The sequence below is a fragment of the Ureibacillus thermophilus genome (assembly GCF_004331915.1).
Lineage (GTDB): Bacteria > Bacillota > Bacilli > Bacillales_A > Planococcaceae > Ureibacillus > Ureibacillus thermophilus.
The window spans coordinates 46,290-69,474 of the sequence record NZ_CP036528.1; the positions used below are offsets into that span (position 1 = coordinate 46,290).

Annotated in this window: 24 protein-coding genes and 2 pseudogenes; 8 read left to right on the forward strand and 18 right to left on the reverse strand. The window is 37.4% G+C overall.

Going from position 1 to position 23,185, the window contains the following annotated elements:
* Positions 1–395 precede the first annotated feature (395 nt).
* Positions 396–763: pseudogene (locus DKZ56_RS15855) on the reverse strand (zinc metalloprotease); the annotation flags it as partial.
* A gap of 563 nt (positions 764–1,326) precedes the next feature.
* Between DKZ56_RS15855 and DKZ56_RS00215 the strand changes: the two are divergent.
* From DKZ56_RS00215 to DKZ56_RS00230, 4 genes are read left to right on the forward strand one after another with little or no spacing between them, the layout of a single operon-like run.
* Positions 1,327–2,007: a copper amine oxidase N-terminal domain-containing protein gene (locus tag DKZ56_RS00215; RefSeq protein ID WP_208650752.1), complete on the forward strand. Its 681-nt coding sequence runs from the start codon at positions 1,327–1,329 to the stop codon at positions 2,005–2,007.
* 17 nt (positions 2,008–2,024) lie between these two features.
* The gene (locus DKZ56_RS00220; protein WP_208650753.1) at positions 2,025–2,288 is read left to right on the forward strand and encodes a hypothetical protein; all 264 of its coding nucleotides are present in this window, start codon (positions 2,025–2,027) and stop codon (positions 2,286–2,288) included.
* Positions 2,260–3,195: an FAD:protein FMN transferase gene (locus tag DKZ56_RS00225; RefSeq protein ID WP_208650754.1), complete on the forward strand. Its 936-nt coding sequence runs from the start codon at positions 2,260–2,262 to the stop codon at positions 3,193–3,195. Before DKZ56_RS00220 ends, DKZ56_RS00225 begins: the two co-directional genes overlap by 29 nt.
* Positions 3,192–3,749 (forward strand): ferric reductase-like transmembrane domain-containing protein, encoded by a 558-nt coding sequence (locus DKZ56_RS00230; RefSeq protein ID WP_208650755.1) that lies wholly within the window; start codon positions 3,192–3,194, stop codon positions 3,747–3,749. Before DKZ56_RS00225 ends, DKZ56_RS00230 begins: the two co-directional genes overlap by 4 nt.
* A 75-nt stretch (positions 3,750–3,824) precedes the next feature.
* On the opposite strand, the gene DKZ56_RS00235 is transcribed toward DKZ56_RS00230, so the two are convergent.
* Both DKZ56_RS00235 and DKZ56_RS00240 read right to left on the reverse strand, forming a co-directional pair.
* Positions 3,825–5,168: a sensor histidine kinase gene (locus DKZ56_RS00235; protein ID WP_208650756.1), complete on the reverse strand. Its 1,344-nt coding sequence runs from the start codon at positions 5,166–5,168 to the stop codon at positions 3,825–3,827.
* Positions 5,158–5,838, reverse strand: a complete 681-nt coding sequence (locus DKZ56_RS00240; RefSeq protein ID WP_208650757.1) for a response regulator transcription factor — start codon at positions 5,836–5,838, stop codon at positions 5,158–5,160. Before DKZ56_RS00240 ends, DKZ56_RS00235 begins: the two co-directional genes overlap by 11 nt.
* 225 nt (positions 5,839–6,063) lie before the next feature.
* Here DKZ56_RS00240 and DKZ56_RS00245 point away from each other — a divergent pair, with 225 nt between their 5' ends.
* Positions 6,064–6,813: a glucose 1-dehydrogenase gene (locus tag DKZ56_RS00245; RefSeq protein ID WP_208650758.1), complete on the forward strand. Its 750-nt coding sequence runs from the start codon at positions 6,064–6,066 to the stop codon at positions 6,811–6,813.
* Positions 6,814–6,917: 104 nt separating this feature from the next.
* Here the strand turns inward: DKZ56_RS00245 and DKZ56_RS00250 are convergent, their stop codons facing one another.
* The 8 genes from DKZ56_RS00250 to DKZ56_RS00280 form a co-directional block, all read right to left on the reverse strand.
* The gene (locus DKZ56_RS00250) at positions 6,918–7,205 is read right to left on the reverse strand and encodes a hypothetical protein (RefSeq protein ID WP_245989552.1); all 288 of its coding nucleotides are present in this window, start codon (positions 7,203–7,205) and stop codon (positions 6,918–6,920) included.
* An 80-nt stretch (positions 7,206–7,285) separates the two neighbouring features.
* Entirely contained in the window at positions 7,286–7,963 is a 678-nt protein-coding gene (locus DKZ56_RS00255) for a DUF2225 domain-containing protein (protein ID WP_208650759.1), read from the reverse strand.
* 393 nt (positions 7,964–8,356) lie between these two features.
* Complete coding sequence (locus DKZ56_RS00260; protein WP_208650760.1) at positions 8,357–9,352, reverse strand: helix-turn-helix domain-containing protein; 996 nt, start codon at positions 9,350–9,352, stop codon at positions 8,357–8,359.
* Between the two features lie 296 nt (positions 9,353–9,648).
* A complete protein-coding gene (locus tag DKZ56_RS00265) occupies positions 9,649–10,101 on the reverse strand; it encodes a GNAT family N-acetyltransferase (protein WP_208650761.1) in 453 nt (150 codons plus the stop codon).
* Positions 10,102–10,255: 154 nt separating this feature from the next.
* Positions 10,256–10,384: a HAMP domain-containing protein gene (locus DKZ56_RS15860; RefSeq protein ID WP_390264499.1), complete on the reverse strand. Its 129-nt coding sequence runs from the start codon at positions 10,382–10,384 to the stop codon at positions 10,256–10,258.
* Between the two features lie 469 nt (positions 10,385–10,853).
* On the reverse strand, positions 10,854–11,363 hold the full coding sequence (locus DKZ56_RS00270; protein ID WP_208650762.1) for a type 1 glutamine amidotransferase domain-containing protein: 510 nt from the start codon (positions 11,361–11,363) through the stop codon (positions 10,854–10,856).
* Positions 11,364–11,450: 87 nt separating this feature from the next.
* The gene (locus DKZ56_RS00275) at positions 11,451–11,624 is read right to left on the reverse strand and encodes a Fe3+ hydroxamate ABC transporter substrate-binding protein (protein WP_208650763.1); all 174 of its coding nucleotides are present in this window, start codon (positions 11,622–11,624) and stop codon (positions 11,451–11,453) included.
* Positions 11,625–11,648: 24 nt separating this feature from the next.
* Positions 11,649–11,996 (reverse strand): hypothetical protein, encoded by a 348-nt coding sequence (locus tag DKZ56_RS00280; RefSeq protein WP_208650764.1) that lies wholly within the window; start codon positions 11,994–11,996, stop codon positions 11,649–11,651.
* A 339-nt stretch (positions 11,997–12,335) separates the two neighbouring features.
* Here DKZ56_RS00280 and DKZ56_RS00285 point away from each other — a divergent pair, with 339 nt between their 5' ends.
* Entirely contained in the window at positions 12,336–12,581 is a 246-nt protein-coding gene (locus tag DKZ56_RS00285) for a hypothetical protein (protein WP_208650765.1), read from the forward strand.
* Between the two features lie 109 nt (positions 12,582–12,690).
* Here DKZ56_RS00285 and DKZ56_RS00290 read toward each other — a convergent pair whose 3' ends face one another.
* The 6 genes and pseudogenes from DKZ56_RS00290 to DKZ56_RS00315 all read right to left on the reverse strand — a co-directional run bounded on the left by DKZ56_RS00290 (position 12,691) and on the right by DKZ56_RS00315 (position 19,021).
* Entirely contained in the window at positions 12,691–12,846 is a 156-nt protein-coding gene (locus DKZ56_RS00290) for a DUF1540 domain-containing protein (protein ID WP_208650766.1), read from the reverse strand.
* A gap of 274 nt (positions 12,847–13,120) precedes the next feature.
* A pseudogene (locus DKZ56_RS00295) lies at positions 13,121–13,933 on the reverse strand (group II intron maturase-specific domain-containing protein); the annotation flags it as partial.
* A 283-nt stretch (positions 13,934–14,216) separates the two neighbouring features.
* Positions 14,217–16,121, reverse strand: a complete 1,905-nt coding sequence (locus DKZ56_RS00300; protein ID WP_208650767.1) for an S-layer homology domain-containing protein — start codon at positions 16,119–16,121, stop codon at positions 14,217–14,219.
* A 100-nt stretch (positions 16,122–16,221) separates the two neighbouring features.
* Positions 16,222–16,710, reverse strand: coding sequence for a hypothetical protein (locus DKZ56_RS00305; RefSeq protein WP_208650768.1), 489 nt, complete (start codon positions 16,708–16,710; stop codon positions 16,222–16,224).
* A gap of 200 nt (positions 16,711–16,910) precedes the next feature.
* Positions 16,911–17,102 (reverse strand): hypothetical protein, encoded by a 192-nt coding sequence (locus DKZ56_RS00310; RefSeq protein ID WP_208650769.1) that lies wholly within the window; start codon positions 17,100–17,102, stop codon positions 16,911–16,913.
* Positions 17,102–19,021: an S-layer homology domain-containing protein gene (locus DKZ56_RS00315; RefSeq protein WP_208650770.1), complete on the reverse strand. Its 1,920-nt coding sequence runs from the start codon at positions 19,019–19,021 to the stop codon at positions 17,102–17,104. Before DKZ56_RS00315 ends, DKZ56_RS00310 begins: the two co-directional genes overlap by 1 nt.
* A gap of 218 nt (positions 19,022–19,239) precedes the next feature.
* Between DKZ56_RS00315 and DKZ56_RS00320 the strand changes: the two genes are divergently transcribed.
* Entirely contained in the window at positions 19,240–21,489 is a 2,250-nt protein-coding gene (locus DKZ56_RS00320; protein WP_208650771.1) for an S-layer homology domain-containing protein, read from the forward strand.
* A 28-nt stretch (positions 21,490–21,517) separates the two neighbouring features.
* Here the strand turns inward: DKZ56_RS00320 and DKZ56_RS00325 are convergent, their stop codons facing one another.
* The gene (locus tag DKZ56_RS00325; RefSeq protein ID WP_208650772.1) at positions 21,518–21,784 is read right to left on the reverse strand and encodes a site-specific integrase; all 267 of its coding nucleotides are present in this window, start codon (positions 21,782–21,784) and stop codon (positions 21,518–21,520) included.
* Between the two features lie 684 nt (positions 21,785–22,468).
* Between DKZ56_RS00325 and istA the strand changes: the two genes are divergently transcribed.
* Positions 22,469–23,185 (forward strand): IS21 family transposase (istA, locus tag DKZ56_RS00330; RefSeq protein WP_208650773.1); only part of this gene is annotated, 717 nt, incomplete at its 3' end.

Consider the following 23,185-nt stretch of genomic DNA (forward strand, 5'->3'; position numbering starts at 1 on the left):
CAATCCAAGATAGATGAAGAAAAGCTTCACTCTATCCTTTCCATCTGTTTGATAATAAGCAGCGGTTTCCTCAACGTAATTATGTATTCTTCCAACGTCCTTCTCAAAGGCAGAAAGAAATTGTTGTTTCTTATGCTCTCTTTTTTCTTCTCTTTCTTCTTCCGTTAATTCCGCTTCATCCATTTCATCCAAAAGGTGCAAAGTCTCGAGCAGTTTTTCTTCCTCTTTCAAATCTTTCTCCAAGGATTGGGCGAAATATTGCAAATGGTCATAAGTAGATGTTTCCGCAATCCGTTGGAGGGAAGCGAGCATTTCTTGATAATCCTTTACTCGTTTTCGGTCATTGTCAATATTTTTTTGCTCTTTTCGAATTTCTCTCCATTGAATAATTCCCATAATTAAAACAAAAAAACCTAGAATACTTCCTGCCCAAATAGCATATGCCAAAAGCAAAACTAAACCGAGCACCCATAATTTAGTGCTGATTCCGGCAGCAATTCGCCCTCCATCCAGGGGTGTAATTGGAATTAAGTCAAATAGGTTTATAATGGATCCCAACACAATAACAAATGCCCAAAAGGGTTCTTTAGTGAACATATACAAAGAAATGGCAGGCAAAAATTGCAAGCAGACCAAACAACGGCCCCATGTAGGCTAAAAAAGCTTCATCTTTAGCGCTTTTCGGCCGCTCTTTCATGCCGATAACAGCCCCGACAAAAGGAACAAAAACTGCAGGAGTGGTCATAATGGATTTTGCAACGGCAAGGGTCATAATGCTATCATCTGTCACTTTGCAATCTTTAGTGAAAAGATCAAAATCTTTTTTTCTATAATTCTTAAACTCAAAACGTGAGCCAACAATATCTCCAATAATCGCGCCAATCATCAGGCTTTATTCTGCACTCCTTTATTCATGCCTTTACTCTAAAATGATTATACTAAAATTTCATATTATTAATGCAAAAGACCAATCCAGCCGATGAGTGGCAGAATTGGTCTTTTTCTGTTCAATGAAAATTGACAATTTTTCCAATAAAGAAATATCGGATCGAAACTTGCAAGGATTCTTGATTGCTTATAAAAAAAGCAGACGATTTTGAAAACGTCATACATTAAAACCGTCTGCCGTTTTATGAAAATTCTTCCTTATTTCTATATTTCCCCGTAGGTAACAATCTCTTCACTTGCTCATCCAAAAATTCCCTATCCATGATTTCAAGAAAGTTGCGTTCATCAACTTAATAGAACATTTCATCATTTTCTTCTCCTTTTCATTTTATTTTCAGAAACGGCTCCTAAAATGATAATCAAAAGGAGGAAAGGAAAATGAAAAACAAATTATTGAAATATGGAATTTTCATTATTGTTCTATTCTTTGCCTTTCAATCCGTCGTAAATATTGCCAGTGCGGATGACCATTATAAGGGGGATCGATATTATTATCCAAAATACGAAAAGAGCGATAAAAACAACTACTTCGAAAAATTTGATAAACACGACCATGATGACGATGACGACGATTATAAATGGAAAGGAGAATATGAACAGGAAGGAAACTATAAAAACTTACAACAAAATACCGTTCAACCATCCTACTGGAATGTTTGGACAAGAGATACTCATATATCAATAAGCAATAATCTTCCCGTTGAAGAGGCAAAAAAAGTTTCCTTTAATTTGAACGGAAAAACAGAAAAACTTCTTGTTTTCCCTTCAAACGGCCAATTGCTCGTTTCAGGTGAAAAAATGGCAAAACTTTTCGGCATCAAATCTAAATATTACGAGCAAAGCCGAATTCTTGAACTTTCCAATGGCCAAGAAGAATTAATTGTTCGTGCTGGAACAAACGCTGCTTATGAAAATATGGTCAAAACGCCAATGCCAGCAAAAGCTTTAAGTTATGAAAAAACGGTTTATCTTCCTATTTCAGTAATAGCCAATGCTTTTGGATATAGCGTAGATTGGGACGAAGCAAACGAAACCTTTATTTTAGAACAATTTTATTGAGTGGGGTGTGAAAAACGATGAAACCAAATAATAAAGCGAAATGGATTGTTGGAATTACAGGAGCAGCGTTTTCTGCATTTGTACTTGGACAAATCAACGATACACCTGTCAATACAACCTCAACGAATCCAGAAGATGCTGCACTGGCAATCGAAATTAATGATTCCATAAGCGAACGGGAAAAAGAACTTATTCAATTGGACTGGAGCAACTTTACTCTAAGTCAAAATCAATATCAAGGTGCCGATGAATATGATTACTACAAAACAAGAAGATCATAATGCCAGCGAAATGGATTCCATCAAACTCAATATCATGAATACGAATTTTCGTATTACCATTGAAAATCGAGATGGATTTGAATGGAAAAATCATGTCATTTCCTTTCTTCAATATATAGAACGTGAATTTTCCAGATTTCGCAAAAATAATGAACTATGGTATATCAATGAAGCCCCAAAAAATCAAACAATCTGCGTTTCACCTATTCTTTACGATATGTTAAAAAAAGCAGAAGAATATCGAAAAAAAACAGAGGGGAGATTTTCTCCCTATCTGCTCATTCCTTTAGAAAACCATGGATATAATCGATCTTTTCCTTTTCAAACAGCCAATCATGAAGCAGCATTTTTGCATTATGAAAATGAATCAGAACCCCTCATTTTTAAAGAAAATTTTCAATTCATCAAAAATACCGACCAAAAAATTGATTTGGGCGGGATTGCCAAAGGATATGCGGTAGAAGCAATCGCCAAATGGCTGAAAAATAACACCTCTAGCAAATATGGAATCGTAGATGGCGGCGGGGATATGTCCATTTGGTCAAATGGAGAGAAAACGTGGAAAATTGGAATTCAGAATCCCTTTGATGAAAGCAAAACCCTTGGATTTTTCAACATTCAAAATGGCGGGGTTGCCACATCCAACATTGTGTATCGGAGTTGGATGCAAGGAAATATAAAAAAACACCATCTATTAGATGGAAGAAACGGAATGCCCGTCGTTACTGATATTGTACAAGCAACAGTTATTATGGAACACTGCACTGATGCGGAAGTCGGAGCCAAAGTTTGCTTTATGGCAAAGGATGCATCTATTGATTCGGTGCTAGCCAACATCAGCAAAAAATTTAGTTATCTTCTTGTTCATTCAAATGGAAATATAGAGACCGGGGGGAATAATATATGATCCTCGATGTATTTTCTAATTGGAATCTCATTCGTACAGCCGGCTTTCTTGCCTATTTTCTTCTAACCATTTCCATTATGGCCGGTTTAATGCAAAAGATTTCTTCTTTTCAAAACCAAAAACAACTTCTAATGGAGATTCATAAAATCAGTGGATGGATTGGTACATTGAACGTCATCTTTCATGCCATTTTGCTATTGTTCGATCAATATGTTCCATATCAAATATGGGAAATAATGATTCCGTTTGTGGCTAAAAATGAGCCATTCTTTTCCGGAATCGGAACAATATCTTTCTATCTGTTCCTAATCGTCATGTTAACTTCCGATTTCTTTTTGAAAAAACTCGGATTCAAACTATGGAAGAAACTTCACTTCTTAGTGATTCCTGCTTGGGTACTTATGATTCTCCATGGCATTTTCATCGGAACAGATTCTGAAGAAATATGGGCAATTATTATCTACAGTGCAGGAATTGTTTTAATTACAACGTTGCTGATGATGAGATATTTCGAAAGCAAAGTAAAAGTAGTTCATCGTAAAAATGCTAATTAACCTCCTGAATATACCGTTTTAAACCCCTCTTAAAAAGGTGAGCCGGAAAAGTTTTAATCTTTCCCGGCTCACCTTTTAATGTTTATTCAATTTTATTAAAAACTCTGTTCCTTTTCCCACTTCGCTTTTCACTGCAATTTCTCCGCCATGGGCTTCCACAATCGTTTTGGCGATGGCTAGTCCCAGACCTGTTCCGTTTCTTTTTCTTGATTCATCTCCCCGATAAAAACGTTCAAAAATATGTTCCAAATCCTTTGGAGAGATGCCGATTCCTGTGTCTTTCACGCTTAACACAATTTTCTCTCCCTGTGCAGCTAATGAGCATGTGATAGACCCTTCTTTTGTATAGCGTGCCGCATTGTCCAGCAAAATATAAAGAAGTTGTTGAATTCTCACTTTATCGGCTTTGATTTGAATTCCATTTTCAATATTTTCCTTTAGGGTTAATTGAGATGGAAGAATTCTTTTAAATCTGTTCAGCAATGAGTGAACCATTGAAGAGAGATCAAATTCTTCTAGTTCTAATTTAAAGTTGCCTTGGTCATGTCTTGCCAAAAATAATAAATCATCTAAAAGTTTATGCATCATTTCTGCTTCCTGTTTCACATCTTCCAATACTTGTTTCCCAAAAGGACTCAAGTTTTCCTCTTCTTCACTCGACAACACATCAATGGAACTATAAAAAACGCTAAGGGGGGTTCTTAGTTCATGGGACGCATCGGAAACAAATTTTCTTTGTTTCTCATAAGCTTTTAATATTGGTTTCATAGCCTGACCAGCAAAGAAGTTCCCTGCTAAAGCAAAAAGCAAACTGAAAAAAACCGTTAAAAACAATAATATCCAAATAATTCTTTGAATAAGATGCTTTTCATCGGTAATATTTTTTCCAACCATGACACTTCCGATATTCTGGCCATCTACTTGAAGTGGATAATAAATATAAAGGATATGCACTTTCTCCCATTCAATTTCTCTTATGATTTTTGAAGCGGGAGAGTCGAAATCCGTTTCTTCAAAGTATTCTTCAAAACCACGGATGGTTCCTTCACCTTCAATTAATCGAGAATTTTCATCAAATACATAGTAGAAAATATCCCTTTCCGGTCTATATTTTACAGGTTCAATCTCTTCATATTCATCGTCGTCAAATTCATCATGTTCCTCTTCTTCATATTCATCGAACATTCGCTTGCTCTCCGGTACGAGTCTTATATCCCCGTAGCCATAATGATTTTTGAATAGTTCTTCGATAAATTCATGGTTTTCCTTCTCATAAAACTGTTCCAGTTCCTCAATTTCCTGTTTGTTGATCGCATTTGAAATAAAAAGATACAGCACTAAAATAAAAAGTATTAAAATGAGCAGCAGGGATCCTGTATAAAGCAAGGTGAGCCTCAATTTCACTTTATTAATTTCCATGGCTATCCCTCAACTTGTAGCCAACGCCTCTCACATTCTTGATGAGGGATGGTTTTCCTGGCTCGTCTACTTTTTTCCGAAGAAGCTTCACTAAGGCATCTAATGCATTTTCTGTTACATCGGTATCAAATCCCCAAATTCTTTCAATGATTATGTCTCTCGGCAACACTTGATGTTTATTTCGAAGCAACAATTCAAGCAATTCATATTCTTTCTTAGAAAGTTCAATCTCTCGGCCATTTCTTTTCACCACATGAGTTGTTAAATTTAACTCTAAATCCTCCGCTGACAAAACTTCTTCAAATGGCTTGTCCACTCTTCGTGAAAGGGCTCTGAGTCTCGCCACAAGCTCCTCGAATTTGAAAGGCTTCACTAAATAATCATCGGCTCCCGCATCCAATCCCTCTACTACATCTTCAACAGAATCTTTCGCTGTGAGAAACAAGATGCCGCCTTTATAACCCTTTTCTCTAAGCTTTTTACATACTTCAAGGCCGCTTAGCTCAGGCATCATCCAGTCCAAAATAATGACGTCATAATCAGTAAACGTGGCATAATCATACGCACTTTGACCATCCTTTACCCAATCCACTCGACCATATTCCTTTTGCAATAAATGAAAAACCATTTTTCCTAAATTCTCATCATCTTCTGCAAATAAAATATTCATCCAATCTTCACCTTCTTGTGTACAGTCCTTTTTCTTTAAGCGTATCAAAAAAATCTGAAAAAATATTGAAAATTCCATGTATAACTTTAAGGATATTCAATGGCATTCTTTAATGAAAATAGTTTAGAACAATCAAACATCCAAATTTTTTCTTTCACATAAGCAGGGTTTCCTTTTTTGTGCTACTTTAGAAATAGAATATTTATTTAAGGATGTGACATGACGATGGATTTTTTAAATAAAACTGTAATTGTGACGGGCGCCGGAAATGGCATCGGAAAAGGAGTTGCATTGTTGTATGCGGAAAAAGAAGCCAATGTCCTTGTAGCAGATGTGGATGAAAAAAGGGGGAAACAAACCGTTGATTTGATTCAATCTAAAGGGGGGAATGCACTTTTTGTAAAAACGGATGTACGGTTTGAAGAAGAGATTGTCCGCTTAATGGAAATCGCTAATCTAACTTTCGGTAGAATCGATATTTTAATTAATAATGCCGGTATATCGGCATTTAAGTCCCCCTTTGAATTATCGATTGATGAATGGGACAATATCATCAATACAAATTTGCGGAGCGTTTTCCTAGCCTCTAGGGAAGCAGCTAAATATATGCGCAACAACAAAGAAGGCGGTTCCATTGTCAACATTGCCTCTACAAGAGCCATTATGTCTGAACCAAATTCTGAAGCATATGCTGCATCCAAAGGTGGAATCGTCGCTTTAACCCATGCCCTTGCTGCATCTTTCAGCGAAGATCGAATTACGGTCAATGCCATTTCTCCAGGATGGATTGAAACTGGCGATTATTCGAAGTTGCGGGATATTGATCATGAACAGCATTTATCTAAACGCGTCGGAAGACCAGAGGATATTGCCCGCGCCTGTCTTTATTTAACAGCAAAAGAAAATAATTTCGTCACAGGCATTAATCTAATTGTAGATGGTGGAATGACAAGAAAAATGATATATGAAGAATAAACATCAAGAAGGAACTTGAGAACGTTTAGCTTCCAAGTTCCTTCTTTTTGCTATAATACATTAGAAATCCCAGGGCTCTGATGTTAAAAGTGTCTATTACTTCCTTATTTATAATGATGATAAGTATGTTTTCTGCTTCCTTGAATTTGCTGGAACCATTGTTTATCTTTTTCCTCTTTGGCTAGAAGGGTTGTGATATTGGTTGTGCACTCAATGCATAGTTTAGAATGGTTTGTAATTTTGCCGCATCTTTCACAAGGGGCTCCAAGATTAGGAAATAATGATTTTTTTAATTTTCCTGATTTCACCCATTTATAAATGAGCTCATGAGGTACACCAGTTTTTTCTACCACTTCATCATTATTTAAAAAACGATTATTTTTTCTTAACAAAAAATGATGTAATTCAGAAAATATTTCCTCTTCCGATATGTCAATATTTTTTTCTTCGGTATGATCATTTTAAATCCCCCCTAGCTCTCTTCATTTACGGTTTTCTCATTATCGTACTTGTAATCTTCCCAGCGTTTCTTTGCATAGTTGCGATATTTATTAGAAACATCCTTACCGGTAATAAGCCGTGAAAATCCTCTTTTTGCTTCTTCTATATCTCCTAACCGAAGACTAATTTCTGCGACAAGATATTGCATTCTCTCTTCGCTTTCTTTATCGCTAGTTTGAGATTTATAAAACAACTCTCTTGCTGATCGGAGGTATCGCATTTCAGCCTTCAAGTCTTTTTTCAACCGGCAGAGCCAAGCAATTTTCAAAGCAAAATTGGCTAAAACAATAGGTTCTTCCATCGAAAATTTCGCTACTAAATACGCTAATTGGAAGCTTGTAATTGCATCATCGATTGTACGTTCTTTACATAGATTTCTAACTTTTTTAATTCTTTTAATGTAGCTTTCTTTAATGAGTTCTAAAAATGGCCCATACGTTCGCGTTAATGATTTATGATAAGCATAGCCGCAATAAGGGCAAACAGAAACTTCATATAAAAGCGGATTTAGCCCATCGTAAATCGGCATAAAATCAGTATCTTGTGATAAGACTTTGTATCGGCCAGGACGCACCTTATAAGTTGTATACTGTTTTTTACAAATATTGCAAACTATCTTACTTTCGTAATAATTTAAATCAAAAGCCATCTTGCACCAATCCCTTTATTTTATCTAAACAACGTCTTGCATGCACCTAATTAGAGAGGCAAACATTCAGGAAATAGTATTATATGCCTTCTAACTATATGAATCTAAAGTCTTTATTATATTATAACTTTTTACCTTTCACTTTTCTTTAGGGATTTAGGTATATTCTATTAGAATTTTTCAATTTTGTTAAGGAATTGTGCGGATATAGGAAAAATTTGTATCAAAAATAAAGAATCAGAAAATTTAAACAATATATATAAAGACAAAATGTTATAGTCAAATATAATAAATTGTTTGTAATCTCCTTTTCCTATAACCTATTTAAGTTCTGCTTATGCAGATTGCAACATAAAAAAGCTCGGTCATCATGAGATACCCGAGCTAGAATTTTCATTCTTCCGCTTTTATCACCAATTTTACAATGGAAATAAAAGCCCCATATAGAACACCTGCAATCGGCCATACAATCCACGTCTTATCCCAATTCATGCCAATGAAAGACCAAGCAAGATACACCGCAACCACTACGCACCAATAAGCTCCGCTGACTCTTCCAATTATGATGGATGATTTTTTCTTTTCTACTGTATATTCCCCTTCCTGAAGAAGTTTCTCATAACTTTCGCGGATCATTCCAACCCTTATAAACATGTTTACAGCTGCAGCAACAATCACTAACAATAGCGCAACCATGGAAGTAATTATATAGGCAGCATCTGTAAGGAACCCGCTAATAATTAATGGCAAAGGGCTTAATATACAAAGAATAACCCCTATTAAAACAAATAAATTAAACTTCCCGTTATAGGCATTCTTTTTTTCTCTTACCATGCCGCTTACGCCATATTCCGTTTCAATGGCTTCCTTGTCTAGATATTCAAACTTCTCTCCTTCATTTGAACATTTAATAAATATATATACGCCAACAGCAATCATGATTAACAATACAGAAATTCCGATTCCGCCCACAATTTGATTGGAAATATTCATCATTTTACTGTCTGCCAATCCTGCAAGAAGAAGCAAAATCACGGGAGATAAAATGCAAAGGGATACTCCAAAGGCAATCAACGGCGCATGCTTTTCCTGCAACTTTATAAATTCCGTCGCTTCTTCCATGCTGACTTTGTGAATTTTTACAGGCAGTTCTGCCACTTCCATTAAAGTTTCCGTCGTTTCCCTTTTTTCCATTTCATCTTTCAATAAATAATCTGTTGTTACCCCAAATAATTCTGCCATTTTAATAATGCGGTTAAGATCCGGAACCGACTGGGCACTTTCCCATTTTGAAACGGACTGTCTTGACACTCCAAGCTTTTCTGCCAGCTCTTCCTGGCTCCAGCCATTCCTCTTTCGTTCTTCCATTATTTTTTCTGCTAAGATCATTTTTCATCATCCTTTTTTCTTTGAAGTTTGTTTTGTTTTTCAATCTCATCCTACTTAAAAATGCAGTTACCTTCTATAAAGCACGCTTGGAAATGTGTCAACTGACAGTTGCAACCCGCATTTTGACTGGAATTCCTCCCCCTATATAAAAAGAACATCTCCTGGTAAATAACAAAGGAGATGTTCAAAGATGTTTAATTTAACTAGCCTATATAGAAAAACTTGGATCCTATGATCATGCAAATGCCTATTAAGGATTTAAGCTTATCCCAAAAACAAGATGCCAAGCTCTGCTATCAATTCATATCCTTTAAATCTAAAATCATCTGATCATATTCTAATGGACTAAATCCCATCTTTTTATATAGTTTTTTTGCCCTTTCATTGTCCTTTTCCACTTCCAGCCTCAATCTTACAATTGAAGCATCAAGTGTTGTTTTGAGATAATTGAAAAACTCAGTTCCCAATCCTATTGAACGATACTCCTCCATTATATAGATTTCGTCAATCCATAACATAATTCCTCCCGCTTCTTGGGAAAACATTTTTGATGTAATGGCATATCCAACCGGCTTGTTATTATACTCAAATATATAGCCTTCAAGATATACATTGGAACGCATCATTTCATTAAACGTATCAAAGTGATGTTTTTTTGGGATTGGATGTAGTACTGCATCAGAAGCATAAAATTGTTCAGCCATTTTATAAAAAATTTCGGCGTCCTCTTTTTTCATCTTTCTTATCATGATTTATCACCATCTTAATTAAAGGATTACAATTGGTTATTCTTCAACTTTACTACTAAGAAAAAATGTGAAAAGCCTTAATTCAATGCTTTCCGCAATTTTTTCAATTGATGTATTTGCTTTCTCGTCAATTAATCCACTTTAAACTTGTGTACTAGCTCCTGCAATTCTGTTGCCAATTTCGCCAAAGTATTGGATGATGCATTAATTTTAGAGAGGCAACCATCGCATTAAAGGATTTTGCCAACTCTCCAACTTCACCATTGCTATTAATATGTAACAAACCAGTCGTTCAATTTCCTTCAGCAATTTGTTGAGCCGCTACGGATACATCCTTAATTAGACGTACAAGTTTTCAAACAATGAGGAACAGTAAATGAGACTTCTATTTATTAGGAATAAAAAAACAGAGGTTGGGACAAATCTAAAAAAAACATCCTTTTCTCCAAAGAGAAAATGATGTTTTTTTAGATATGTTATTAAAATTGATTTCCGTTCCGGGGACGCTTTCCGCGGGCCCGGCTAGACTCTCCTCTGAGTCATTGCTTCGCTCCTCGTGGTCTCGAGAGGGCTCTTCGCAGGAAAGCTTTGAATTTACTTCCTTGAGCTTGCTCCGCTTTGCGACTAAGCGTGCGAGACAGGAACTCACCCCGTCACTTCATCAATTTTTCGTTAGTTCAATTTTTTATCAAAACTCTTTCAACTGCCCTTTCATTTTTTGTTTATATCCCAGCCTCTGCCATTTGATTATTTTAATTTAATTTTGCTAAAATTTCGCGGATAAAAGCAGGTTCATCTTTTGGAGTACGGGAAGTGATGATGTTTTCACTCACAACGACTTCTTCGTCACGGTAATCTGCTCCAGCAAGTTTCACATCATCCCGAATGCCGATGTAGCAAGTTGCCGCTTTTCCTTTTAAAATGTCCGCGCTGATCATTACTTGCGGACCGTGGCAAATTCCAGCAATCAATTTACCTTGTTCATTCACTTCTTTTACAAAACGGACTACATCGTCATTGACGCGTAATGCTTCCGGAGAACTTCCACCAGGAATGACAACTGCATCAAAATCGTCTGCTTTTGCCTCACTTGCGCCAATTTCTGCAGTATATGTAACAGTGCCTTTTTTCCCTTTGCATTCAGCACCTTTTTCTAATCCAACAATCACTACTTCATGACCTGCTTCTTTTACAGCTTCATATGGATTTTTCATTTCAGAATCCTCGAAGTTATTAGCTAGCAAAAAAGCAACCTTTGCCATTATCACGACCTCCTATTCAGCAAATTACAATATTAGTATAATGAATGAATTGAGGAATATCAAAATATATGATTTTTTGGCAGCTGCTTACACTAGCAATTTCTTTGAACATTCATGGCAAATAAATTTTCCTTCCAGATTCAAGAATGCTTTAATCTCCGTAAATCCTTTTTGTTTTGGATACCGAAGTTGAACCAATACTTCTTCATTCTCTTCAATGACCTTATTGCATTTCATACATTTTGGCGTAATGAAAGACATGGAAATGACCTCCTATAAATATTTTTAGAGAATTGAATTTTTTTCTGTATTCCTTTTAGTCATAAATAAAAGAAGAAAACAAATAAAATAAGCTGCACATGGAGCAAAGAACCAATGAAAGATTCCAGGTGTCCACAACATATACAAACTAAAAGGCAGTGACCAGATAAATGCAATGAACATCAAATACGCTTTCTGCAGCCAAGATGAAAAGATTGCCAACAAGGCCGGTAAACATAACATCATAAAAGTCGTAATGGCCGGGCCGCTATCCGTTAACGAAGCAGTATAAAATACAAAGACAAACCACAAGCCAATGCTGAATATTCCCGCGATGACGCCTAAAATAAGCGCCATTTTCCCAAATTCCATCTCCCCCGTCCGAAAATTCTTACAATTTATTTACTTTTCTTGAATTATTAAGGAAAATAAATAAATTGTCTAGCAAATTGTATTAAATTCCTTAAAGAATTTTATATTTGGCTATTATCAGGAGTGAGCGAGCAACCTTCCTCCTCCTTTGGCGATTATTTTCTTCTTTCCGGCGATTATCTAATTCATTTTGGCGATTATTTCCTCGAATGTGGCGATTATCGAGACTGGAAATTCCCCACCAATAATCAACCTTTTTCAAATAAGCAGATTCATTCTCATCTCTCCTATGTGCCCACCATATAATGATTTGTGTATGCTAATTAAAGGAGGAGAGATGTGCAATCAAAAGAAATGCGCTTAGCGCGTATTCAACGGCTTGCCCATGAAATTATGTATGAAATTCATTCAATGGAAGAAGAAACGGAACACAAAGAATTTAGGGTTGTTATTGATAACCTTTCCCGCGCAATTGGCGAATTAGCCGATCCATATGGCTGCTACTCTTTAGATTATATTGAAGATAAATTGGAGAAATCCCATTCCATTATGAAAATGCCAAAACTTAGCACTCATGGAAGATAATAATAGTATTGAACTTTGAATGAAAATGATAGTAATTATCAATACTATAATTACCCACAAAAAAATGAGCCGCCAGAAAGCTTAACTTTCTAGACGGCTCAATCCAGCATTAATTCTCAGGTGTAAATGTTTTGCAGTCTGTTTCTTCTGTTGTGGAAGCTTCCTTTCCTTTTTGGCTTACGACATAAATTTTTTCTGCTGAACATTTGTTGCCTTCCACCCAATACTTGCAGTTGTTTACTTCACAAAGTACTTCTTGTTGCATCTTTGCACCTCCTCTATTTTATCTTTAACCAAATCGGATTGCTTCATACTTCTACCTATTTCTTAATTCAATAACATATACAACTTACCTACTTTGGGATTGTATTCAGCAATGTAACCCGTTCCCACCTCACACCAACTTTCCCACGTATATATCGCGATATTTGCCTAACAGTCTTTTCTCAAGCTTCTATAATCGAGTAGGAGGGAGCGATTAACTCCCGTCCTCTCACACCACCGTACGTACGGTTCCGTATACGGCGGTTCAATTAAGATCATTGACGCAAGTTTTCATAACGAGCTTCAAGACTTTTCAGCCCTTGGTTTCTCCAATAGGAGTTACCAAGGGTTCTGTGTAATATTGGACTATTTGAAATACGCCAATAACCCTTCCGAGTATTTCCCCATTCATACGCTTGCCATTGTGGTACGCCAAGTTGAATAAGGTTGCGTATCTTTGTTTTCGGTTTCTTCCAGTTCTTCCATAGGCACATTCGAAGTCTTCTACGAATCCATTTGTCTAATTCAAGGAATATAGATTTGGTGTCTGCTAACGCAAAATATCCACACCATCCCATTAGATATTGATTCAGTTTCTGAATGCGGTATTCCATCGGGTAGGGCATCTTGCGTGATGTGATTTCACGAACTTTATTCTTTATTCGTTTAAGGCTTTCTTTTGCGATACGAACCTTTGGCTCTTTATGATAGGTAAAGCTAAATCCTAGAAACTTACGTTTCCATGGACGGTCGACCGCTGATTTCTTTTCATTTACTTTCAGTCGTAGTTTTCCTTCAATAAATCGCTGAATACTTGCCATTGTGCGAAGTCCTGCTCGTTTACTTTTCACGTAAATGTTACAGTCATCCGCATATCGAACGAATTTGTGTCCTCTTCTTTCCAATTCTTTATCTAGTTCATCTAGTACAATGTTAGATAGTAGCGGACTTAATGGTCCTCCTTGTGGAGTTCCTTCTAATGTGCTTGACACCACACCATTAATCATGACGCCCGATTGTAAATACTTACGAATCAATTTCAGTAATGGTTTATCTTGGATTCTCTTCGCGAGTGTACCCATTAATCTGCAGTATCCGCACGAAATGAGGAAGCAAACGCACGAAACCGAGCTGTATCCGCACCAATTGAGGAGGTAAACGCACAAATTGGAGCTGTATCCGCACCAAATGAGGAGGTAAACGCACGAAACCAAGCAGTATCCGCACGAAATGAGGAAGCAAACGCACGAAACCAAGCAGTATCCGCATTATAAGTAGGAAAGCATCTACATCAAATGAAAAACATCACACAAATGTGAACTTTTTGGGTATGCTTATGCAAAAAAACCTGGCAGATGCCAGGTTTTTTTATTATCTAGAAGAGACATTCAATGAACGCATAATGAACGTTGCAAATTGTTGTCTAGATACAGGGTCGTTTGGTGCATATGTTGTAGCATTTACCCCCGTTGTAATACCGTGATGGTACAATACTTCAATATTTTTATACTGTTCGTAGGAAGGCGTTATATCTGTAAATGGAAGAGCGCTTTTTCCTTGTAAATTAAAGCCTTTTACTAACGCTTGAGCCATTGTACCGCGGCGCATTGGTTCATTTGGATTTGCCTTACCATTTTCAAGGGAAATGAATCCTCGTTGATAAGCAGTAGCCATGACATCATAACCATATTCGCCTTTTTTCATATCGCTTGCAGGCATTGTGGCAGATGAAGATGGTTGAATATTCAAAGCTCGAAGCAACATCGTCATGGCGTGCAATCTGGAAACATTGGCATTTGGCATAAATTTGCCGTTGCTATAACCTGTAACTATACCGATTTTTGCAGCATCGCTAATATTTTTGTAGTGACTATTGGATGAACCAACATCAGAGAACATTTTAAATGCTGTGATCGTTCCGTTGTTTCCATTTTTCGCGATATTCAATCTTTCAGCACGTGTAATAAAACCTTTTCGATCGTGTCGCGTGTCTTCAAAAGTAATGTAAAGGGTATAATTTCCATTTGCTAAATTGCCAGGAAGTAAGATTTCGAATTTTTCATCAAAAGAGGAATTCTCCGCCCCTTTAGGAGCAAGCCCTGGCAGTACCCGTTGATAATCGCCTAAAGAGTTATTATGTTGATCTAGTACCTGCACTTTCATAAAGCCTCTTACCGGCACATTGCCTTCGTTGGAAGTAGTGACAGTGCCTCTTACTGCAAATTTCTTTTGTGGTGTGACATATGCAGTGACATTGGATACCGTTAATTTCACATCATAATGGCGTTTGAAAGAATTAGATGAAGCTGGTTGACTGATCCAATTAACCGATGCCTTTGTCAATGCCGCTACATCTTCATGTCCACTCGTTCTATCCCAAGCGAATCCTTTAGTATTGTCTTCCCATGCGTCCTCGGCTTGCACTTGTAAATAATCAAACATTTTAAATGGAACAACCACAACGCGTCCTTGGCCATATTCCAATGCAAAGAGCGCTCCGGTTTTTCCTTTGTTTACATATTGCGGCTGGCTTGCATAGGAATAGTCGGAAATGACAAGCAGAGGCTGAATGCTGCTATTCCAAGGTTCCATAATTTCATACCAATATCCATCGCTGCGATTTTCAGAAATGCGAATGTAATTTCTGCCGAGTGCTTTGTAAGCTTCTTGCAAAATTGGATGAGTTACGGAATTATTCGTAATCACTGTATTTGTTAAATGATTGTCTGTGATGAATCGGGATTGGAAAACCTCTGTTAAATTATCCCACTCCCAAATATATGTAAGTGTGTGGAAAATTAATGGTGATAAATCCATCTGGCCGTTTTTTGGCATGTAGTCTAATTCATTTCGTCCTGTCGCATAAACAAACAGTGCACCACCACCGCCATATATGTATCGTTTTAAGTTTTCTCGTTGTGTATGGTTCATTAATACAGTATATGGAAATACAATGGCATCATATTGATGAAGAGCATCCAAGCTGTTTAGGACATCATGAGAAACTTTATCGACATTATAGCCTTGTTGTTTTAGAAAATGATAATATTTCAGTTCTTTATCATAAATGGAACTATAGCTCACTTTGGGAGATACGGTTTCTTCTTTCATATATGGTGGTTTGTATTTGCCACCAGGACTTGTGATTTTGGCGTACTTTTCATTGGGTTCAGAAAACATAACTCCAATTTTTGGTTGTGACTCATCGGCATTTGCAATGGTTGGCAATATGCAGAAGAGAATTGTGAACAATACTGGAATAATTAATTTTTTCAAGAAGCATCCGCCCTTTCCAAATTTAAGTTTTCACTTAATATTATCGGCTTGGTCAGTTATTATTTTAAAATTGTTTAATAATTTCATTTGGGGAGGATGGTTATTTATTTAGTGTGGATTGATTTTTAATGAGTGTGGTTCCTGCTTCTTTTAATGGGTTTGTTTCCTCGAGTTGTGCAAATTCTACCACGTTTCGTGCGTATGCTTCTTCCATTCGTGCGGATACTGCTTGGTTTCGTGCGTTTGCTCCCTCATTTCGTGCGGATACTGCTCCAATTCGTGCGTTTGCCTCCTCCATTCGTGCGGATACAGCTCCAATTCGTGCGTTTACTTCCATATTTCGTGCGTTTACCTCCTCATTTGGTGCGGATACTGCTCCAATTCGTGCGTTTGCCTCCTCATTTGGTGCGGATACCGCCACGATTTGTGCGTTTGCCTCCTCAATTCGTGCGGATACTGCATTGTTTCGTGCGTTTGCCTCCTCATTTGGTGCGGATACCACTCCAATTCGTGCGTTTACCTCCTCATTTGGTGCGGATACAGCTCCAATTCGTGCGGATACTGCTCCATTTCGTGCGTTTACTTCCATATTTCGTGCGTTTACCTCCTCATTTCGTGCGGATACTGCATTGTTTCGTGCGTTTGCCTCCTCATTTGGTGCGGATACTGCCCCGATTCGTGCGTTTGCCTCCTCAATTGGTGCGGATACAGCTCCAATTCGTGCGGATACAGCTCCAATTCGTGCGGATACAGCTCCAATTCGTGCGTTTACCTCCTCATTACGTGCGTTTACCGTGCGGATACCACTCCAATTCGTGCGTTTACTTCCATATTTCGTGCGTTTACCTCCTCATTACGTGCGAATACTACTCCAATTCGTGCGGATACGCCACAAATAATTTCTCTCCTTTTGCGTAAATCCCTAATATCCTTCCTATTTAAAAAAGCGGAACCGACTTTTTCGCCGATTCCGCACTTCATTATTTCACTGTATTTAAAATTTGCACGTATTGTGCACTTACGTAGGCCACTTTATGTTCGCGGCTGTCTGGAATGATTTCGTACCATCCACTAGAAGCAAGATTTGTGCTAGTAATCAAGATTGGAATGTTAACACGATTATAAGTATAAATTGGCGAGTTGTTTGCTGTAGTTGCCACACTGCGTATATTTAATCCAGGTGTTGTTGTTAAACCAACCACATATCCTTTATTTGCATCTTTAAATCCTAAGTATTTATCTGCCCGGTAATAGTGGCCGGCTGCTTTGGCTCCCCAATAAGGGTCTGATGCATATTTTACATTAAAGCCAATGCGTTTTGTTCCAAAAACTGCACCATGGGCAAAGGAAGCGTTGGCAGGAATATAATTTTTCCACCAGAAGTTTTCCATTAATTCACGGATGCTTGCTTCTGGAGATTCAAACTGCACTTTCAATGGGTTGGTGTCGTATACATATAATCCAAATAAGTTGTTATATTTTTGCGCATAGTCGCTCATGCCCATGTCGCTTTCATGCATCGCAAGAGCGAGTAGCATCATGGCATTGACGCCATACTCTTCTTCAATCGCTTTCAATTTTTCTCCTAAACCAAGCAATTTGCTTTTTGACGAAGCATTTGCGTAACGTCCGCCTTGTTTTTCTCTCTCTTTCACTGCGAATTGAATGTATCGATCTAATTCTTCAGCAGTGTACTGCGTTTTTGTATGAACAAGCAAGAATTGGTAATAGTTGTAATATATAAACTTTTCTGCACCATTATAGAAGTTAATGCCATCCCAGCTGTAATATTTGATTCCAGCTCTCATTTGGCTTGGTGCTTTGCCAAATATGTAACTTGCTTTCGCATTGCCTGTTTGCGGATCCACTAGCACGTGTTTAATTTCTCCGCCTTCATTTACATAATAATTGCGGCCTTTTGCCAAAGAAAACGGCATTAACGAAACTGTGCTGGCATCTACATATCCTACTTGTCCAGCCAAATCCACTTTTACTCGTTTTTCTTCTGCTCCAAGATACTGCATTTCAGATCCTGTCGCTATACTAATTTGATCCCCGACTGTTTGAGAGTTTAATACGGTGTAGGATTTTGCCACGACAAATCCAGCGCCTGGCTTCATGTACACAATGTTTCCGTTTTTCGTCACTACCTGGGAATCATTTGTTACATTTTTCACGATGGCATTAAAATCAGAAGACTTGATATTCGTTGAAACGAGTTTTCCATTTTGAATTTCCTTCAATTCATATTGGGAAACATCAAAATTTATCGCTTCCTGATCTCCAGCAGCTTCCATCATCCGAATAATAAATGTGGCTGCTTGGGCAACTGTTGTGTTTTTTAATGGATGAAAATACACGCCATCTTTTTCGGTAGACCCTTGAATAATGCCTTTTTCTACTCCTGTTGCAACGGCAGAATAATAGTCTTTGTTAATTAAATGTTTGTCTTTAAATGTTAAATCCTTTGCCGTGCTAGTAGAAATATTCAGATATTTCATTGCGCGCTCAATCATGACAGCCATGTGTTGGCGGATGATTGGGTCATTAGGTTTGAAGGTGCCGTCTTCATACCCAGTGATAATTCCAGCAGCTGCAGCATTTTGAATATCTTGATAATTCTTGCTGTCAGCAGGTACATCTGTAAACTGGTACGTTTCATCCGTATTTGGCAGGCCGATTGCTTTTGAAATAAATGTTGCAAATTGCCCGCGCGTTACGGTGGCATTTGGATTGTATTTTCCATTTGCATCCGGCGTTAATGCGCCCTTCATAATTAAATATCGGAGTCCTCGCTCGTGAAAGTTTCCGCTTATATCATCGGCTGCTTTAGCACTGCCAGAAGAAAACAGCGAAAAGATGAGCAATGCACTCATTGCCAATACCATCAATCTTTTCATAATTTCCCTCCTTCATCTATTCCCAATACTATCAAAATATTACTAGAATATTAAGGGGTTAATTGATATAAATGGAATAGAAATATTATGAAATTTGCAGTGAGAAAAGTAGTATTTTTGGCTTCTCTTATTTTATCTTCCAAATTTATAGTTTAATATGAATAGATAGAAAAAGATGAAAGGAAGGAAGGTGAGTGCTCTTCTTTGAGCCGAATCAAATGAAAAAAATTATTTCCGTATTATTTGCACTCGTGTTATTCATTGGGACTGTAGCACCAGTACAAGCGAACCAAACTGTCAATGAGCAGTATCCGGTTTCATCTGGAGTGGTGTATAGTCAATATACATATAAAAATTCCAGTACGAATGTGATTAATCATCTATCCATTAACTTGAATGACGCATTTACGAAAGTGGATGTAGGATTGCCGAATACTTATAATTCAAGGGATACAGTCATGGCGATTGCCAATCGAGACTCTAGAGAAGGCAATCGGGTTGTTGGTGCAATTAACGCTGCATTCTTCAATATGAGCACTGGGGTTCCTTCATTTTTAATTGCCAAAAATAACCGCATTATTAACGGCGGTGTAGTATCAGAAGGTGCGGACCAATACATGAATGTTCCGACTGCCTTTGGAATTGATAAATATGGACAAGGGATTATTGATTATTTCGATTTTCAAATTACGATGACAACCAATGGAAGTTCCTATAAACTCTCCGGCATGGACCGCGTCCGCAATAACAAAGAAACAATCGTGTATACGCCAAACTATTATCTTGGCTATACGGATAATAATGAATTTGGATATGACATTATCGTGGAAGGCGATCAGCCGATTGGAGATATTTATTTTGGCGATACGATTACGGGAGTTGTGAAAGAAATTAAACCTTATGGAGAATCGAAACATGCGATTCCTAAAAACGGCTTTATCCTCTCTGTTCAAGGCGGATCAGAATACAGCAAAAACTTCTCCAATTTGCAAATCGGCCAACAGGTGAGCGTGAATTTTGATATTGATGCAAAATGGAAAGATGCGCAATTTATTTTGGCATCAGGACCATTTTTAGTCCGCGACGGCAAGCCATACATTATGATGAGCACTGCTTCAAGCCGCGCAAAAGAAATAGCGCCAAGAACGGTTGTGGCAATGAGCAGAGATAAGAAAACAATTCATTTCATTACAGTGGATGGAAGACAGTCCCACAGTAAAGGAATGAATATAAAGGAATTGGCAGATTATTTGATTTCTTTAGGGGTGGATACGGCCATTAACTTAGATGGCGGCGGCTCTACAACGATGGCGATTCGAAAATATGGAGGAAATGAAGTAGTGCTTGCCAACAAACCTTCAGACGGTTCACCGCGCAGGGTGCATGCGATTTTAGAAGCGATTAGCACGGCGCCATTGGGTGAACCAAAAACAATTAAATATACGCTTTCAAATACAGGAACGATGATGGTCGGGGCAAGTTCAACAGTCAATGTTCAATACGTATTGGATGAATATTACAACACCCTTCCGCTTGCTTCGAATTCTATTAGTCTATCATCTCAAAACAATACTTTAGAAATTTCGGGCACAACCTTTACAACAACAGCTGCTGGACAAGATCAGATTTACATTATGTATAACGGACAAGTCGTTCAATCCTTCCCTGTGACAGTCGTGGATAGCCCAAGCACCATGACGATTCAAGGGGCAAAGGAATTGACGGTAGGCGAGACGCAAAGTTATACAATTGACGCTAAAGATGCGGCAGGAAAAAATTTAATTTATAATGCGAATCAAGTGAAATGGTCTGTAGAAGGGAAAATTGGTACCATCACTTCAACAGGACAGTTTACAGCAACGACTCCAGGAGAAGGGAAAATCGTGGCAACACTTGGTTCAACTACGGTTTCTATTCCTGTACTAGTAAAAGAAAAATCGATCTTTAAAGATATTCCTTCCACCCATCCATACTATAATGAGATTACATACAGTGCCAAAAATAACATTATCACAGGTTATCAAGATGGAACTTTTAGACCGAATGAAAATATCAGCCGCCAGCATGCCGCGGTGATTTTAACGAGAGTCCTCAAATTGGATACATCCAATGTGGAAGACCCAGGCTTTAAAGACGTACCAAAGGGCCATACGTATTATAAAGAAATTGCAGCAGCAGCTAACGCTGGGTTAGTGAGCGGAAAAGGAAATGGCACTTTTGATCCGAACGGAAAATTGACGCGTGCGCAAATGGCAAAAATTTTAGTGAAAGCCTATAGTTTATCAAGTCCAAATAGTCGAGCTGTTTTATTTAAAGATGTTCCACAAACCCACTGGGCCGTTTCTTATATTGAAGCGTTGGCTCATCACAATATCACAACCGGTTATTCAGACGGAACATTTAAACCGGAACAAAACATCAATCGCGCACATTTTGTTCTATTCGTTTATCGGGCTATTCATCGATAAATAAAAAACAAAAACTCTCCCCTGCAATTTATGTGGAGGAGAGTTTTTTAGTGTTCCCTAAACGTTTAGCAATTGCTGATACGTTTTCGTTTCGGTTTATAAGAATTGTTGCATGAGTAATTTCTTTAATCCCTGTTTTTTTGATGACTCTTTTAATTGCATCGTTAATGTAGCTATGATAGATCATTTCTGCATCATTAGAAATAAAAACGATTGAATGATCTTTTATCTTTTTACCATGTTTGAGTAATATTTCTTTGCACCATATTTTATATCGTTTTAATTGCTCCATCACAAATGGTTCTACAGGTGTTTATTACATAATAAAAGTGCAGACTAGTGCAACGAATTTGTACAGAGTCTAGCACTTTTTTTAGTGCAATAAACAATTGGATAGAAAAATGCAACCCTCTGCTTTTAAGCTTTATTAATACTTAATCAAAAACGTTAAACAGTTCACATGCACTGATACTTTTTATCATAAAAAAGGAGAGGGGTGCCCAGAATCTCCCTCTACTTATAAAAATCTTCATACATTTTTTCTAAAATTCGCCTTATAATTACAGGTTAATCACTAAAGGGTAACAGACATTAAAGCAACCTATTCAGGTTTCTTCAAAATAAATAGGATCAATGATATAATATGCAGGCCTTTTTCCAACTTGTTTAATTAATTGTTTTTCCAGTAAATCTTTTGCAATTTTTCTAACAGTTACTTCAGATATATTCATTTCATTGGACAGTTCTTTAACAGATAGACCATCATTAAAATGAAAGAAATGATTTTGTGCTAAAATAAACATAAATTCAAAAGATTTTTTTTCTTTTTTAATCCTAGTTGTTTATGGCAAACTAAAAATGTAACGTTTGGCAATTAATTTATGCAGGTCCTATAAAACAAAAAACCACTTGCCAACATTCCCCAAATACACTACCCTCCTAGTTGGACAAAACAGTTCAACGGGAGGTATTCAAGGAGATGTTAGCAGTGGCTGAAATTCATTATATCAGATATGAAGCAAACCAAAAAGGATGTTCCTATTCCGATATTGCCAAAAGAATGAATCGTGATCCAAGAACAGTGAAGAAGTATGCGGAAATGGAAGACTTCAATCCCTCAAAAGTTAAACAAACGAGAAAAGCGAAAGTGATGGATCCAGTGAAACCGATATTGGATCAATGGATTAAAGAGGACTTGACAAAGAAAAAAAAATATCGAAGAACTGCGAAACGAATGTATGAAATCTTAAAAGAAGAATATGGATTTACAGGTTCAGATCGTTCTGTTCGGCTCTATGTATCAAAAAGAAAACAAGAACTGCTCGAACAAAGTGAATCAGCTGCGTTACCTTTAGAATCGAAACCTGCAACGGCTCAAGTTGATTTTGGAGAAGCTCCTTTTCTCTATCAGGGGAAATACGTCGATTTTCCTTACCTGGTCGTTTCATTCCCTTACAGTAATGCGGCCTATGTGCAAGTCATGCCAGCTCAAAATCAAGAATGTTTCTTGGAAGGATTAAAACGAATCTTTCACTATATAGGAGGAGTTCCACGGGTTATTCGATTTGATAATCTTACTCCTGCAGTGAAAACGATTTTGCCAAACGGAGAAAGAGAATTGACAGAGACATTTCAACGATTCGTTTTACATTATGGCTTTGAATGCGAGTTCTGCAACCCAGCCAGCGGAAATGAA